Origin of the sequence: Arthrobacter echini (assembly GCF_004803505.1) — a bacterium.
In the GTDB taxonomy this organism is placed as follows: Bacteria; Actinomycetota; Actinomycetes; order Actinomycetales; family Micrococcaceae; genus Arthrobacter_D; species Arthrobacter_D echini.
Genome location: NZ_SSWH01000001.1, coordinates 336,711 through 352,413 on the forward strand (window position 1 = coordinate 336,711; position 15,703 = coordinate 352,413).

Below are 15,703 nucleotides of genomic sequence, written 5' to 3' on the forward strand. Positions count from 1 at the left end.
ACCAGGGGCACGCGAGCACCTCTGGAGGCACGGCGCTGACAGCTCCCTCGTGTGGGGCCGCGACGAACGTGGATCGACGAACGTGGATCGACGGCAGGACCCGACGACAGGTAGCCCTACGTCAGGGACGATCTCCTCGTCCACGGAGCGCGTCACAGCCACCCGCTCCGTGGAATGATGGAGTAATGGCTGACCCCGCAGGTTCCCGTGTCGAATTCGCTGCATTGGCCCGAAGCGGGGGAACGTCGCTGACGCTCGGTCCGCTGGATGGCCGGTACCGGGAAGCCGTCGCCCCCCTGATCGACTTCCTCTCGGAAGCAGCCCTCAACCGCGACCGCATCCACGTGGAGATCGAATGGCTGATCCATCTCACCCGCCATTCCGTGCTGCCCGGGGCAGGCCCACTTCAGGAGCAGCAGGAGGACGAGCTTCGGGACATCGTCTCGACCTTCGGAGCGGATGCCGTCTCGGAGCTCGCACGGATCGAGGCCGAGACGGTCCACGACGTCAAGGCAGTGGAGTACTTCATCGGTCGGCGTCTCGGGGACATCGGTATCGGTCGGCTGAAACCGCTGGTGCATTTCGGCTGCACCTCCGAGGACGTCAACAACCTGTCCTACGCGCTGGGGATCAAGGCAGCTGTGACGGTGACCTGGCTCCCGGCGGCCCGTGCCCTCGTCGACGCGATCGGTGATTGGGCACGGGCCACGAAGCAGACGCCGATGCTCTCGCGCACACACGGTCAACCGGCCACGCCCACCACACTCGGCAAGGAGTTCGCCGTCGTCGCGCACCGGCTGACCCGCCAGCTCGACCGCATAGCCGCCACCGAGTTCCTCGGCAAGCTCAATGGTGCCACCGGCACGTACTCGGCCCACTACGCCGCCGTCCCCCGAGTGGACTGGCAGGCGGTGTCACGGTCCTTCGTCGAGGGCCTGGGCCTGACCTGGAATCCGCTGACCACACAGATCGAGTCGCACGACTGGCAGGCGGAGCTGTACTCGGACATTGCGCGCTTCAACCGGATCCTGCACAACTTCTGCACCGATATCTGGAGTTACATCTCGATCGGATACTTCAGGCAGGTTCCGGTTCCGGGCGCTACCGGATCCTCGACGATGCCGCACAAGATCAACCCCATCCGGTTCGAGAATGCCGAAGCGAATCTGGAGATCTCCTCGGGCCTGCTGGACACACTGGCAGCCACCCTCGTGACCTCGCGCTGGCAACGCGATCTGACCGACTCCTCGAGCCAGCGCAATATCGGCGTCGCACTCGGTCATTCATTACTGGCGATATCGAATGTCGTGAAGGGCCTCGCCCGCCTCGACGTGGCCGAGGACGTCCTCGCAGCGGACCTCGAGGCCAATTGGGAGGTTCTCGGCGAAGCGGTGCAGATGGTCATGAGGGCAGAGTCCATTGCAGGAGTACCCGGGCTCGATGATCCGTACGAGCGCCTGAAGGACCTGACCCGCGGCCGTCGTGTGGATGGCGAGCGCATGAAGGAGTTCGTCCGCAGTCTGGGCCTCAGCGCCGACGCCGAACAACGGCTCCTGGACCTGACACCGGGCGATTACACGGGAATCGCCGCCCGACTCGTGGACCATCTGGGGTGAGCGACCAGCAGGGGACGATGACGGATCAACGAATTGCGCCGGAGGGCGCCATGCCCTCGCCCCAGGCGTCACCACCACTGATCGGCACCAGTCCGACGCTTCTCCATGTGATGAGTTTCAACATCAGGTACGACCGTCAGTCCTCACATCCGGGTGACACCGACCACTGGCCGGACAGGGTAGCTCCCCTACAGGATGTGCTTCGCCGCGAGGTGCCGACGGTGCTCGGCGTGCAGGAGGCACTCCACCACCAGGTGCTGGTCGTCGAGGCCTCTCTGCCGTCGAGCCATCGCATGATCGGGATGGGCAGGAACGGCGGTAGCCGCGGTGAGTACTCGGCGATCTTCTACGACGCGGTGCGTCTGGAGCTCATCGAGTGGGACCAGTTCTGGCTCTCCGACATCCCCAGACTCATCGGTTCCTCCAGCTGGGGCAACAAGGTCCCGCGGATCGTCACGTGGGGCCGCTTCCGCGACACGGCCACGGATCAGGAGCTCCTGATCGTCAACACCCATTTCGATCACGAGTCGGAGAATGCGCGGCAGCGGAGTGCATCTGCGGTCCTCGATCTCGTTCGCTTCTTCCACCCCAGGCCGACCACCATCGTGATGGGAGACTTCAACTCCGACGCCGGATCCTCCAGCGCGTATCGGAGTTTCGTCTCGTCCGGTGTCCTCGCTGACACCTGGGCCGAGGCGGAGGACCAGCTGACTCCTGACTGCGGGACCTATCCCCGCTATGAGCAGCCCATTCTCGGCAGCCCGAGGATCGACTGGATCCTGACGACTCCGGAGGTGCTGGTACGTCAGGCCGGGGTCAACCCGTCGAGCCTGCAGGGACGCTATGCGAGCGATCACGCTCCGGTCCAGGTTCTCCTGGACGTGCGCCCGCGGTAGTCTCCGGCTGATCACGCCGGTTACCGGACGTTTCTTCAACGACACGACGGCGGCCTGGTCGCTGCTTGTCGATGGCCCACAGCGCGGGTGAAGGGTTCGCGGCTCCGCCGCGTGTCATGGGTCATGTTCGAGCGAGCGATCCGGCAGGTCTCCTGGGTGAGCTCGACCGGTCTTCCGGACACTCGGAGGGAGTTCTTCGCCCGGGACGGTTTCCATCCTTCACCCGCCGGTCACCAGCGCTGGGCGCGATACGTCATCGAGATGCTCTCGCGCGAACCGGGCAAGCGGTAACAGGTCGCACTCTCCGGCGATCATTCCCGGTCGAAGCTACTCCGGTACCGGGTCCCCGCCGCCGAACAGGATGATCCGCTTGTCGTGGGAGTCCCAGCGGCGTACCGGACCTGCCCCGAGCCGCTCGGGTTTTCGTTCACGCAGCACGTCGAAGGCGGCAGCCAATTGGTCGGACGTGAGCGAATGCGCGAGCGTGATGTGTGGGGTCCATGATTCACGCACCGTCAGCGGAACGCTGCCGGCGAGACCGTCGAGAGCGGACCAGATACGGGAATGCAGGCCGCCCAGAGCCGTACTCGCGACGACCTGCCGCGCAAGGACGAACTTCCGGCGCGTCGGGAAGACGATGAATCCCGCGGTCGCGATCTCGAAGGGAGCTCCCTGTGACGCAGCAGCGAGTTCCTCGTCGTACCGATCGTCGATGCGCGAGGCCGCCACGAGCGTGATGTGCGGGGCATTGCTCCCTGAGCCATGGTTCGAGAGATTGGGCAGACCCGCCCGCTCCAGGGTTGCCCAGTCCTCACGGATGAACAGATCCGCTGCCGGGTCCAGCAGGAGTTCGACGCTATCGGCCATCCGCCGTCCTCCCTCCTGCAGGACCCGGTACCGTCCGACCCTGTGCTGTCAGCGTGGTGGCCGCCGGAAGTCTCCGGTACCACCCGAACCATCCCGCTCGGTACTTCCGGTGCGCGGGTTGCGCTGCGGCCGCTGGTAGGACCATTCCCCGCCGCTGCGCCCCCCGAAGGGCCTGCCGTGATCCGCATACTCCTCGCGGAAGAACGCCAGTGCCCAGTCACCGAGCTGGATCCGCGCACCGGTGCGCAGAACGGACTTCTCCCTACTGTTCACGCTGCCCGTGATCATGCCGTGCGGGACCAGGACGTACTCGTCCTGGTCCGTGTGGAGCACTTCGGCGTGCAGCTGGTCGAGGCCCGCGAGCATCAGCGTCGCATCCTCGGCACTACCGATGGTGATGCGATCACCGACGAGTTCGAATTCACGCGGCACCTGACCGTTCCAGGTCTCGGAGTTCTGCACGAAGATCAGACGCGGGCGGCCGCTACCTCGCACATAGTGCGTCGTCGTGATCTTCCGCCTGATCCGACGGTTGACGGTCGGCACGAGCGGGAAGGGCGTCGAGGGAGGAACGAGTCGCGGCGAGTCGTCCTTCTCCAGCGCGCGCTTGCCGATACCGAGCAGCGGGGCCAGGGTCCCGGGTGAGCCGAGTCGGATGTGCGGGGAACGCGTGACCAGCCGCTGCGCAACGGAGGACCGTACGGCACCGACACTGACCAGGAGACCCCTGGGCCCGGAGATGGACACCTCGAGGCCCTGATCCGCAAGGCCCTTGGCAATGCTGCGCACCTGCCCGAATCCGGGCAGGTTGTTCCCGCGGAATGCTCCCGGATCATCGACGAAGATCTCCACCGTGGTGCCTGCGGCCCTGACGGTCCCGGACAACCGCGCTTCCGGTTTGCCGTCGAGGGCGGGTTCCCCCAGCGAGAAGTCGATGGCTATGTCCAGCCTGAGTGAGGTTGACATGTCGCTCGCGACGAATCAGCTCGTGTGATGGTCGGAGCCGCCGGCAGCGTTGTCACTTGTCGTGATGCGCAGCGTCCCGTCGAACTTCCAGATGGCGCGCGGGGCATCCGGCCCGATGTCGCGGGGGACCTCGATGGTCATGTCTTCGAGGGTGTAGTTGATCGCGGCGCCCCTGCCGGTCAGGTAGGCCCACATTTCCTCCGCGAGATCTGTCCAGTCGCGGATGGTGTGGGACTCGCCGGTGCCGACGCTCGAGGTGTTTTCAGTCATGTCGATTCCTTCTTCGGTGATCCAACAATGACAGACGTCCTCTAACTCCGCCTGACCTGGGTAGGGCCCACCCTAGCCGAAGGTTCTGAGGTGTGGGAGCTATATTTCGCGGGGAACTCGAGGCGCGGACGATGCTGCCTCCGCTCGTCCTTCAGACGCGCACCTCACTCCTCGAGACCGGGCAACGTGGCCTCCCACGACGCCGTCGCCTTCGTCGTCGAGCGTTGTTCCCGTGGCGCTCGTGCCTGGGCGGCAGAGGGCACGTCGCCCTGCCCGCCGTCGGTCGGACACGCCCCGGGCAACCACCGCTCCGCCTCGGTCCGCAGAGCTGCTCGCCGCTCGGGGTCCATTCGGTCGAGAAGGACCACCACCATGTTCGAGCGTGGGTTCCGGGCGAAGACGTCGCGATGGTCGTCGACGAAGGCCCAGTAGAGCGCGTCCCAGCTGGACCGCCAGGGCCCGTCCCGGAAGTTGCTCATCTTCTTCACGTAGTTGCTGCCGCTGACATAGGGCTTGGTCGTGATCATGCTCCCTGCCGCATATTGGCTCATCGCGTAGACATTGGGAACCATCACCCAGTCGTAGGCATCGATGAACATCTCCATGAACCACGCGTAGACGGCGTCCGGCCGTGCCCGCATGAGCAGTGCCGCGTTGCCCAGGATCATCAGGCGTTCGATGTGATGCGAATAGGAGGTGTCGAGGATCCTCCGGATCACCGAGTCCACCGGCTCCAGGCCCGTCTGTCCTGTCCACCAGCGCGAGTCGAGATCCGCCGTGAGCCCGAGCGCATTACCGGTGCGCATCTCACGCCCGCGCAGCACATAGGAGGCGCGGATGTACTCGCGCCAGCCGATGACCTGGCGGATGAAACCTTCGACGCTGGCGATCGGGGTGCCGTGCCGCTCGGCGAAATCGAGCGCGACCTCCACGACCTCGGCAGGACTCAGGAGTCCGGAGTTCATGCTCGAGCTCAGCGCCGAGTGGAACAGATAGGTCTGACCCTCGGCCATGGCATCCTCGTACGGGCCGAAGAGCTCGAAGCGTTCGTTCAGGAAGGACTCCAGGGCGTCGGAGGCCTGACGGTGTGTCACGGGCCAGTTGAAGGTATCGGCGTGTCCGGGATTGTCAGGAAATGCAGAGTGCACCCACGCGATGGCATCCGCCACCTCGGGGAGTCGTTCGAACTCGGGCAGGTCCGGCAGGGTGATCTTCCTGGGCAGCTTCTTGCGGTTCTCGGAGTCGAAACTCCATCTCCCGCCCACGGGAGAGCCGTCGGATTCCACCATGATGCCGAGCCGCTTGCGCTGCCACTCGTAGAAGGTCTGCATGCGCCAGGTGTGGGAGGAGAAGTAGGTGGAGACCATCTCCCGCGGTGTCAGGAACTGGGGTGTCTCCAGGATGCCCAGTTCCACACCGGCATCGGCGAGCGTTCTGGTGAGCCGCCGGTCGAGCCAGTCATCGACGACGTCGTAGCAGGTCACCCGTTGGGCGCCACACTCCGAGAGGAGCGTGGCGAGCCGCTCCTGGCTCGTGGCTCGGGCGGACGTTTCCACATAGCGCACCTCGTAGCCCGCGTCCTTCAACCGCCGCGCGAAGCTGGTCATGCTCGCCCGGTGCAGGACCAGCTTCTGCTGGTGGAAACGGAGGCTCCTGAACATGAGGTCGTCCTCGAGGAAAACGAAGAGCGTGTCCTGGGATACCTCGAGGTGTTCCTCGAACAACTGGTGCGGCAGGACGAGTCGGACGTGCACGGACGCTGCCTTCCTGGGGGACGATGCTCGGGCATCACCCTAGCGCCCACCACGGACAGCCCGGCGGGCCTTCGTGAGGGCCCGCTGTCCTACCACTCGTCCGAGCGCTGCTCTTCCTCGCGCAGGTCTGCCTCGACCAGAGCGGTGTTCCGGGGACTTCCGGAATCAGTGACCGGCGCGGACGACCAGGTCGACGACGTCGAGCAGCGCCCCGATCTCGCCGGCGGCCGTGCGTGCCGATCCGGCCGAGGCGAAGAACGCGGCGTCGTAGTACAGGCCGTCGCCGAGGAGTTTCACCGCGAGCGCCGTCGTGCGGTTGCCGAGTTCGGCTTCGAGCGCATCGAGCCACCGGTCCTGGATCTCGGCGAGCGACGCCTTCGCCGTCGGGTGGCCCTGCTGCGCCAGCCGCGCCATGGACACGAGAGCGCGGTCCAGGGCGCTGTCCTCGAAGATCGAGGTGCGCACGTAGTAGCGGGCCGCCCCTTCGGGATCCGCCCGCATGGCGTCGCGGTCGAGGTCGGCGAGGTGGCGGAGACGATCGGCGAGACCGGCCACGAGAGCTTCCTTGGACGGGAAATGATAGAGCAGACCACCCTTTGACACCGCTGCGGCGGCAGCCACTGCGTCCATGGTGGCGGCTCTCTCACCATCACGGATCAGGGCGCTTTCGAAGCTGTCGAGGATTCGCTCTCGTGAACTGGACACGCCCTGATGATACCCGTCACGTTTGTTGCACTGTACCGGCCGGACGGTTTACCTTTGTTGGATGACCACCACCCCTGTCCCTGCTACAGCTGTGCCCGGAGCAACCCCGACCACCGCTTCAGCCCCTGCTCCCTCCGCGGGGCGCCGTGGGTGGTTCGCCCTTGCGGTCCTGATGCTGCCCGTACTGCTGGTCTCGGTCGACAACACGGTGCTGAGCTTCGCCCTGCCGGAGATCTCGCGACACTTCGGAACCAGCGGAACCATGCTGCTGTGGATCGTCGACAGCTACCCCCTCGTCCTTGCCGGGTTGCTGGTCGTCATGGGCAGCTTCGGGGACCGCTTCGGCCGGCGCCGCCTCCTCATCATCGGCGCAGTGGGTTTCGCGCTCTTCTCCGTCGCCGCAGCGTTCGCCCCGACCGCGGGCTTCCTGCTCGCCTCCCGTGTAGGGCTCGGGGTCTTCGGCGCCATGCTCGGCCCCTCGACCCTCTCGCTGATCCGCAACATCTTCGCCGATCGCAACCAGCGGCGCATCGCCATTGCCGTATGGGCCGCCGGGTTCTCCTCCGGCGCCGCCCTGGGGCCCCTGCTGGGAGGAGTGCTGCTCGAGAACTTCTGGTGGGGATCGGTGTTCCTCCTCGCCGTCCCCGTACTGGTGCTCATGCTCGCGCTGACCCCGTTCCTGGTGCCCGAATCGAAGGACCCGGCTCCCGGACGCATCGACTACCTGAGCATCGTGCTGACCGTCGCCACCATGCTCCCGATCGTCTACGGCATCAAGAACCTGGCCACCGAGGGCTCCCTGCTCGTCTCGGCGACGGCCGCCTTCGTCGGTCTTGCAGCGGGCACCATGTTCGTCGCGCGCCAGCTCCATCGACCCGATCCGATGCTGGACGTACGCCTGTTCACCGTCAGGGCGTTCTCGGGGGCCGTCCTGGTGAATCTGCTCGCGATCTTCTCGCTCGTGGGCTTCCTCTTCTTCGTCTCGCAGCATCTACAGCTCGTGCTCGGCCTCGGTCCCCTCGATGCCGGATTCGTGCTGCTCCCGGGCTTCATGGTGACCATCGTGGCGGGTCTGGCCGTCGTCCCGGTGGTCCGCCACCTCGCCCCGCACGTGGTCGTCTCGGCCTCGCTGCTCTTCTCCGCGGCCGCCTACGCGATGATCGCCCTGCACGACGACGGCGGCTCGGCCGGTTTCCTCATGCTCGCCTTCGTCATCCTGGGCCTCGGCGTCGGAGCGTCCGAGACCATCTCGAACGACCTCATCCTCTCCACGGTTCCGGCAGCCAAGGCAGGTGCGGCGTCGGCCATCTCCGAGACGGCCTACGAGGTGGGTGCGGTGCTCGGCACCGCCGTCCTGGGCAGCATCCTCCTGGCCGCCTATCAGCAGAGGCTCGTGCTCCCCGGCGGACTCAGCGACGCCCAGATCGAATTGTCCACCGAGACTCTCGGCGGAGCGGTGGAGGTCGCGACGCAGCTGGGCCCTGCCGGTGCCTCGTTCCTGCAGGACTCGGCGTTCCATGCCTTCGACAGCGGCGTGACGATCACCACGGGCATCGCCGCACTGCTGATGATCAGCGCTTCGGTCCTGGCGGCGTGGAGCCTGCGTGGAAGCGACAGCGCCGCGTCGACGCCCGTCGCCGAGAGGGAGCTCAGCACCGACGAGAACAAGCGGTAGGACAATGGTCTGCGGCATGCCGTTCGGCACGACGACGTCCGGCTCGCGCTGACACTAGTGTGGAAGCCGGGTCACGCGGTAGCTCCGACCGCGAACGACCATGAGTGACAACAGGTGACCACGATCGAAGGACGAGCATGGCCGACGAGCAGCAACAGCGCACCGACACCACGGGCAGAGCGGGCGGCGCTGAGGCTACCCGCGGTGTCGAAGCAGGCGGTGCCACGACCACGGAGGCCATGCTGTACCGCATCCGCCGGGGTGCCCCGCTCGCTGCCCTCACGACGACGACGGCCGTCCTCGGCCGGATCATCATCATCGTCGTCGCGCTCATCGGCCTCTACTATCTGCTCGCCACGCTCTGGGTCGTCGTCCTCCCGATCGTCCTGGCCCTCCTCCTGTCCTCGATCCTCTGGCCCATCAACGGGCTCCTGCGCCGCGTTCTCCCCGCGGCCCTCGCAGCAGCCATCACGATCGTGGGCTTCCTGGCCGTGGTGGTCGGAGTGGGATACCTCACGGTGGTCCTCTCCGTCGACGGCGTGCGTGAACTTTCCATCAAGGCCGTCGAGAACATCCAGAATCTCGGGGACTTCGCGGAATCGCTGCCGTTCAACATCCCCAATCTGGACGTCGATGAACTGCTCACCTCGGCGCTGAACTGGATCCAGGGAAACGTGGCGCTGATCCTGTCGCGCGTCTCGGCCGGTGTCGGGACCATCGGTTCCGTGACGATCACCATCCTGCTGGCACTGGTGCTCACGTTCTTCACCCTCAAGGACGGCGACCGGCTCGCCGTATGGCTGCTGCGCTGGACCACCGGCACGGTGTTCGTGCACGCCGGCGAAGTATTCTCCAGGAGCTGGAAGACGCTCTCGGCCTACGTCCTGTCGCAGGCAGCAGTAGCACTCGTCGACGCCGTCTTCATCGGACTGGGCCTGTGGATCCTCGACGTCCCGCTGGCGCTGCCACTGGCGATCCTGGTCTTCTTCGGTGGCTTCCTCCCGGTGATCGGCGCGGTCGCGACCGGGCTCCTCGCCACTCTGGTGGCGCTCCTCGCCGAGGGCTGGGTGGACGCGCTGATCGTCCTCGGGATCGTGCTGCTCGTCCAGCAGCTCGAGAGCAACGTCCTGCAGCCGATCCTGGTCGGCAAGTCCCTCAAGCTCCATCCGGCCATCGTCCTCATCGGCGTGACTGCGGGAGGAACGCTCTACGGCATCGCCGGCGCCTTCCTTGCCACCCCGATCGTCGCCGTGGTGGCGGTCGCCTTCCAGTACGCCCGCGAGCAGATGCTCGAACCGACCGCGACGTCGCACCTCGACACCGGCGAGGAACTCATCGAAACCGAGACCGAGGCCGAGACAGGCGCCGAGGTCTCCTGACGAACGGGATCGACCGCTGCCCCATGGCTGAGGTGACGCTGTGGCAGTGATTCGTGGTCACCGCATCGGTAGCGTGCCGGCAGTCTCAGCCGAAGAAAACACTCAGGGCTTCCGCTCGGTGCCGGAATCTTCTATGCTCGAACTGCTGTCCCGGACCCCGCCAGTGCAACGACCGACGATCCGCGTCCGGTCGACTCGCCAGATCAGGGGACAGCACATGAGCACAAACGTCGACAGTGGTGCGCTGCGGCCGACAACACGTCCGGAGGACGATGGGACAGTGGCTCCGCCGGTCGCCGGGGAGGCACCCACCTTCACCCCCCGCCCACCGGGCCAGCGCAAGGTCGTGGTGCAGCGGACGAACCAGGTGATCGCCTCCTACTCGGTCCTGCTGAAGCAGGTACGGGCGGAAGGCCTGCTGGGCCGTCGCCGAGGTTTCTACGCAGGAGTTGCCCTCGTCCTCGGTCTCGGACTGACCGCAGCGTCGACGGGATTCCTGCTGCTCGGGGATTCGTGGTTCCAGCTGATCATCGCCGGGGTCCTCGGGATCATCCTGACCCAGTTCGCCTTCCTCGGCCACGAGGCCTCCCACCGTCAGATCTTCGCCTCCCGCCGTACCAACGACCGGGTGGGTCGCGTCCTGGCCGCCGGCGTCGCCGGTATCAGCTATGCGTGGTGGATGGACAAGCACACGCGTCACCACAACGACCCCAATACGGTCGGCAGGGATCCCGACATCGCGATGGGCACCCTCTCCTTCAGGGAGGAGGACGCCGCTCCCCGCACGGGCTTCCATGCCTGGTTCACCCGGCGACAGGGCTACCTGTTCTTCCCCCTGCTGAGCCTCGAGGGCGTCAATCTCCACGTGCAGTCGCTCGGGATCCTCCTCCGGCGTGGAAAGGTGCAGGGCCGCTGGCTGGAGCTGGCCCTCATCGCCTCACGGTTCGGGCTGTACCTGGGTGTGCTGTTCTGGTTCCTGCCGGTGGGACTGGCAACTGCCTTCCTCGGCGTGCAGCTGGCGGTCTTCGGCACCTACATGGGTGCGTCGTTCGCACCTAACCACAAGGGAATGCCGATCCTGCCCGCCGGCAGCACCGCCGACTTCCTCCGCCGGCAGGTGGTCACGGCCCGCAACATCCGGGGCGGGTCCTTCGTCAACAACGCCTTCGGCGGGCTGAACTTCCAGATCGAGCACCACCTCTTCCCGGACATGTCGCGCCCACACCTGCGCCGCGCCGCTGTCGTGGTACGTGAGCACTGCGCCACCCTCGGCATTCCCTACACCGAGGTGGGTGTGCTGCAGTCCTACTCCGCGGTGATCGCGCACCTCAACAAGGTGGGCCTGGCCGCCCGTGATCCGTTCGACTGCCCCCTCATCCAGCGCTATCGTCGCTAGGCGTGGGCGCGGCCGACCAGCTGCAGCAGAGCCGAGCAGGGAGACCGAGAATCAGAGCGTGAGCGTCCGGTCGAGCACGGCCTGTGCTGTGTCGCGGAGACTTGTGTTGTTCGATCGGGCGTGGCCTCGCAGGCGCTGGAACGCTTCAGCGGTATCGATGTTCGCCGTATAGGCGATCATGCCCTTGGCCTGTTCGATGAGGATCCTGCTGTTCAGGGCACGTTGCAACTGGTCGTTGACAACGGCATTCTCACGGATGGTGCGCTCCTGCAGGATGCTGATCGTCGCAACATCGGTCAGCGCCTGCCCGACGGCGATGTCCTCGGCACCGAGCTCTCCGACGTCGACCCGGAACAGGTTCATCGCCCCGATGCTCCTGCCGCGAAGACGCAGCGGAAACGCGTGGACCGAGCGGAAGCCCTGAGCCACGGCCAGTTCACTGAACGCGGGCCAGCGATCCCGGGTTCCGGTGATATCGCGGATCGTCACCGGTGCACCGGCGTCGTAGCACTCGATACACGGCCCCGTCCCGGTCTCCTGCTGCAGGACTTCCACGAGGCGGGCCTCCTCGCTGGTGGACGCCAGCACCTGCAGGACCCCGTTCGGGTCGGCCAGCATCAGCCCGGCTGCCGTGCCATCGAGCAGCTCGACGCTCTCCTCGACGAGCGTCTGCACCAGATCCAACGGATCGTACTCATCGACCAGCGCGTCCGCGATCTTCACGAACGCGGCACTGACACGGCTGGCACGAGTGATGCTTTCCATATGTTCCAGTTTAGGGCTCCCGCATTCTTTTCCTAAGCGTCGCGTGACTTCTCAAGCGTCCGGCGGCGGTGTGAAGTCCAGGCGCCGCTCGAGCACCTCGTCGGAGGTCTCCCGTACCGTTTGCCCGTTCGCGAAGGCGTGAGCCCGCAGGAGCAGCAGCGCCTCCGCCGCCGTGCCCCCGATCTGCGCCAGGACCATCCCCGTCGCCTGATGGATCTCCCGGCGCGAGGCGGACAGACCTATCCCGGCATCCTCCCCGGAATCCGGGACGAGCAGTTGACGCAGCAGGCTCCACGCGGCCCTGTCCGCCAGGACTCGGGCGCTCGCCCGCTCCGATTCGGTCAAATCGCCCGGAGTGGTCCGGTACAGCTCCACGACGCCGATGTCCACGGCGCCGACCGCCAGGGGAAAGACGAACAGCGCCTGTGCAGCAGTGCCCGCGAGCGCTGTCCCGAAGACCGGCCATTTCTCGTGCGTCATGGAGCGCACGTCCGGCAGGAGGACCGGCGACCGCGTGACGACCGCTTCCCACCGGGGACCCTCACCCAGATCGAACTGCAACTCGTCCAATCGGGCCGCCAGCGCATCGCTGGCGCACAGGGTCGTCTCCCGCTCCGAGCCCGTGAACGCGGAGAGTGCGACCCCCGAGATGGGTAGTGCATCCATGAAGGCTGCACACAAGGCCGAGCACAGGTCGTCCATCCCGGAAGACGAATGCTCGCTCACCGGTCCGCCCCATGATCTACGACAGCTGAGAAAAACCGGTCCAGCATTTCTCCCTCTCTCATCCCCGAGGATGTGCCGCTCACCATGAAAACAGTGCCCAGGAGTGAGTTTAGTCTCCGGCCATGACAGGGCGAATTACTCCCGTAATTCCCCTCCCGGAGATTTCACGACGAACCGGGAGATCTCACGACGAATCAGAACCGAAGTCCTTGACATATTCGCGGTTGCCGGGAGATTATGACAATGCTGCCCTGGACCCCGGCGACGCGATCACCGCAGTGATCGCGACCTTTCACCCCAGGGGGCTGATGATGCAAGCGATCAATCACCACGGAGCGGTCCGCCTCCTCTGCGCCGTCGGGCGCACATGACGACGCCGAACTGCGAACGCTGAACGACCGCGAGGTGGTGATCGCCGCGCTGGCAGCGACCGGGCGCACTCCCGATGAGATGGCCGGCACGCTGTCGCTACCGCTGAAGGCGGTCGAGGGCCAGCTCCACCACGCGCTGGAGGTCCTCGGCATCGAGCGCCTGCAGGACCTCACGTCTACGGCAGTCACTTCTCACCTCACCGACACTCGATCGCACGGTCGGACGCCGCAGGCCTCCTCCGTCGATGAGGCACCAGTACCCGATGTCACCGAGGTCCCTGACCCGCCCGGCGCTGACGACCGAGTGAGTGTCCTGGTACTCCTCGACAGAGCCGAAGCTGCGGCAGATCAGGCCGGACCCCGGCGGGCTGCCGTCGCTGACCGCGACGAACTGACAGCGACGCGTGCGCTGCTCGAACAGCAGTGCAGGACCATCCTCCAGCTTCAACAGTCCGTTGCCAGCCGCGACATCATCGGGCAGGCCAAGGGTATCCTCATGGAGCGTCACAAGATCAGCGCCGACACGGCGTTCGTCCTGCTCCAGAACCAGAGCTCGCGCAGGAATCGCAAACTCGTGGAGGTCGCCGCGGAACTCATCCATACCGGCGAGGAGCAAGGAGACGCCACCCACGCGTAGCGCCGACGGTGCCGGCATGAGCCGGCTCGCCGGATCAGGGACAATGGAGGAGTGGCCCTGCTGACAGAATCCCCCTCCGACGTCGACACCGATCCCGACACCGTCCGCCGCGAGGCCGGACGCCGTCGCACGTTCGCCGTCATCTCCCACCCCGATGCCGGCAAATCGACGCTGACCGAGGCGCTCGCCCTGCTCTCCCGTGCCATCCAGGACGCTGGAGTGACGCACGGCAAGTCGAGCCGCCACGCCACGGTCTCGGACTGGATGGGCATCGAGCAGGAACGCGGCATCTCCATCAGCTCGGCCGCCCTGCAACTGACCTACCGCGACACCGTCCTGAACGTCGTCGACACGCCCGGTCACGCCGACTTCTCGGAGGACACCTACCGCGTCCTCGCCGCCGTGGACTCCGCCGTCATGCTGATCGACGCCGCGAAGGGCTTCGAGCCGCAGACCGTGAAGTTGCTGGCCGTCTGCAAGGCCCGGAACATCCCCATCATCACCGTCATCAACAAGTGGGACAGGCCGGGCCTGGACGCGCTCGGTCTGATCGACGACGTCGGCGAGCGCACCGGGATGACGCCGGTCCCCCTCACCTGGCCGGTCGGGATCGCCGGTGAGTTCCAGGGGCTGATCGACCTGCGGGCCTCGCGTGCCATCGCCCTCGAGGCCGTGGGCGCAGGGGCACAGGCGGCCGCGGAGACGGACGTCGACATCGACGCCCTGGAGCCCCGAGAGGCCGGTGCCTGGCTCGAGGCCCGGGAGGAATCGGGGCTCGTCGAGTCCTCGAACGGCTCGTTCGACCGGGAGGAGTTCGAGGCCGCACGGCAGACCCCCGTCCTCTTCGCGGCAGCGGCCAAGAACTTCGGCGTGTCCCAGCTCCTCGACATCCTCGTCGACGTGGCGCCGTCACCGTCCCCGCGTCCGTCGAAGGAGGCCGGACCCCGTCCCATCGAAGCGCCGATGTCCGGTTTCGTGTTCAAGGTGCAGGCCGGTCAGGACAGCTCGCACCGCGATCACATCGCCTACCTCCGGATCTGCTCCGGGAGCTTCGAACGCGGCATGGTCATCACCAACCAGCGCACGGGCAAGCCCTTCGCCACGAAGTACGCCCACCGCGTGCTAGGCCGCAGCCGCGAGGTGGTGGACACCGCCTGGCCGGGCGACGTCGTCGGGCTGGTCAACGCCACGAGCCTGCGCGTGGGCGACAGCCTGTTCTCGGAACAGCCCGTCCGGTTCCCCGACATCCCCCGCTTCTCGCCCGAACTGTTCGCCGTCGCGCGCGCCAAGGATCCCGGGCGGTACAAGCAGTTCCGGCGGGGTATCGACCAGCTCGAGCACGAGGGCGTGGTGCAGGTGCTGCGCTCGGACCTGCGGGGGGACCAGGCGCCGGTCCTGGCCGCCGTCGGCGCGCTGCAGTTCGAGGTCGCCGCAGAACGGCTCGGCACGGAATTCAGCGCCCCGACGTCGCTGGACCAGCTCTCCTACACCCTCGCGATGCGGGTGAGTCCTGAGAGCCAGGGCGTACCCGAGACCTTCCGTGGTGGCGAGATCCTGTTCCGGGCCGACGGCGAGGCAGTCGCGGTGTTCGGCGACAAGTGGAAGATCGGCCACTTCACCAAGGACAACCCGGGCGTGGTCCTCGAACCGATCGGCGCCGCCGTCGACGACTGAGAACCG

The 15,703-nt window shown here is 66.4% G+C and carries 14 protein-coding genes and 1 pseudogene; 8 read left to right on the forward strand and 7 right to left on the reverse strand.

The window, feature by feature from the left end; translation table 11 throughout:
- Nucleotides 1-185 precede the first annotated feature (185 nt).
- The 3 genes from purB to E8P82_RS14965 all read left to right on the forward strand — a co-directional run bounded on the left by purB (nt 186) and on the right by E8P82_RS14965 (nt 2,803).
- The gene (purB, locus tag E8P82_RS01665) at nt 186-1,616 is read left to right on the forward strand and encodes an adenylosuccinate lyase (protein ID WP_136452736.1); all 1,431 of its coding nucleotides are present in this window, start codon (nt 186-188) and stop codon (nt 1,614-1,616) included.
- Between the two features lie 17 nt (nt 1,617-1,633).
- Nucleotides 1,634-2,512 (forward strand): endonuclease/exonuclease/phosphatase family protein, encoded by an 879-nt coding sequence (locus tag E8P82_RS01670; protein WP_136452897.1) that lies wholly within the window; start codon nt 1,634-1,636, stop codon nt 2,510-2,512.
- 123 nt (nt 2,513-2,635) lie between these two features.
- On the forward strand, nt 2,636-2,803 hold the full coding sequence (locus E8P82_RS14965; RefSeq protein ID WP_168796465.1) for a hypothetical protein: 168 nt from the start codon (nt 2,636-2,638) through the stop codon (nt 2,801-2,803).
- Nucleotides 2,804-2,839: 36 nt separating this feature from the next.
- On the opposite strand, the gene E8P82_RS01675 is transcribed toward E8P82_RS14965, so the two are convergent.
- The 5 genes and pseudogenes from E8P82_RS01675 to E8P82_RS01695 all read right to left on the reverse strand — a co-directional run bounded on the left by E8P82_RS01675 (nt 2,840) and on the right by E8P82_RS01695 (nt 7,074).
- On the reverse strand, nt 2,840-3,379 hold the full coding sequence (locus E8P82_RS01675) for a 2'-5' RNA ligase family protein (RefSeq protein ID WP_136452737.1): 540 nt from the start codon (nt 3,377-3,379) through the stop codon (nt 2,840-2,842).
- A gap of 48 nt (nt 3,380-3,427) precedes the next feature.
- Nucleotides 3,428-4,345: an FHA domain-containing protein gene (locus tag E8P82_RS01680; protein ID WP_136452738.1), complete on the reverse strand. Its 918-nt coding sequence runs from the start codon at nt 4,343-4,345 to the stop codon at nt 3,428-3,430.
- Between the two features lie 15 nt (nt 4,346-4,360).
- A complete protein-coding gene (locus tag E8P82_RS01685) occupies nt 4,361-4,615 on the reverse strand; it encodes a hypothetical protein (protein WP_136452739.1) in 255 nt (84 codons plus the stop codon).
- A gap of 1,109 nt (nt 4,616-5,724) precedes the next feature.
- A pseudogene (locus tag E8P82_RS15475) lies at nt 5,725-6,369 on the reverse strand (cryptochrome/photolyase family protein); the annotation flags it as partial.
- A 165-nt stretch (nt 6,370-6,534) separates the two neighbouring features.
- The gene (locus tag E8P82_RS01695) at nt 6,535-7,074 is read right to left on the reverse strand and encodes a TetR/AcrR family transcriptional regulator (RefSeq protein WP_136452741.1); all 540 of its coding nucleotides are present in this window, start codon (nt 7,072-7,074) and stop codon (nt 6,535-6,537) included.
- Between the two features lie 61 nt (nt 7,075-7,135).
- On the opposite strand from E8P82_RS01695, the gene E8P82_RS01700 reads away from it, so the two are divergent.
- The 3 genes from E8P82_RS01700 (at nt 7,136) to E8P82_RS01710 (ending at nt 11,524) form a co-directional block, all read left to right on the forward strand.
- Nucleotides 7,136-8,749, forward strand: coding sequence for an MFS transporter (locus tag E8P82_RS01700; RefSeq protein ID WP_136452742.1), 1,614 nt, complete (start codon nt 7,136-7,138; stop codon nt 8,747-8,749).
- A gap of 137 nt (nt 8,750-8,886) precedes the next feature.
- Nucleotides 8,887-10,128, forward strand: a complete 1,242-nt coding sequence (locus E8P82_RS01705) for an AI-2E family transporter (protein ID WP_136452743.1) — start codon at nt 8,887-8,889, stop codon at nt 10,126-10,128.
- Between the two features lie 217 nt (nt 10,129-10,345).
- A complete protein-coding gene (locus tag E8P82_RS01710) occupies nt 10,346-11,524 on the forward strand; it encodes a fatty acid desaturase family protein (protein WP_136452744.1) in 1,179 nt (392 codons plus the stop codon).
- A gap of 51 nt (nt 11,525-11,575) precedes the next feature.
- Here E8P82_RS01710 and E8P82_RS01715 read toward each other — a convergent pair whose 3' ends face one another.
- Together E8P82_RS01715 and E8P82_RS01720 are read right to left on the reverse strand one after the other, a co-directional pair.
- Nucleotides 11,576-12,289 carry a GAF and ANTAR domain-containing protein gene (locus E8P82_RS01715; RefSeq protein WP_136452745.1) on the reverse strand — a complete coding sequence of 238 codons (714 nt, stop codon included), beginning with the start codon at nt 12,287-12,289 and terminating at the stop codon, nt 11,576-11,578.
- Between the two features lie 51 nt (nt 12,290-12,340).
- Nucleotides 12,341-12,991 (reverse strand): GAF domain-containing protein, encoded by a 651-nt coding sequence (locus tag E8P82_RS01720; protein ID WP_136452898.1) that lies wholly within the window; start codon nt 12,989-12,991, stop codon nt 12,341-12,343.
- A 429-nt stretch (nt 12,992-13,420) separates the two neighbouring features.
- On the opposite strand from E8P82_RS01720, the gene E8P82_RS01725 reads away from it, so the two are divergent.
- Nucleotides 13,421-14,023 (forward strand): ANTAR domain-containing response regulator, encoded by a 603-nt coding sequence (locus E8P82_RS01725; protein WP_211096773.1) that lies wholly within the window; start codon nt 13,421-13,423, stop codon nt 14,021-14,023.
- A 60-nt stretch (nt 14,024-14,083) separates the two neighbouring features.
- Nucleotides 14,084-15,697, forward strand: a complete 1,614-nt coding sequence (locus E8P82_RS01730; protein ID WP_136452900.1) for a peptide chain release factor 3 — start codon at nt 14,084-14,086, stop codon at nt 15,695-15,697.
- The last annotated feature ends 6 nt before the right edge of the window (nt 15,698-15,703 follow it).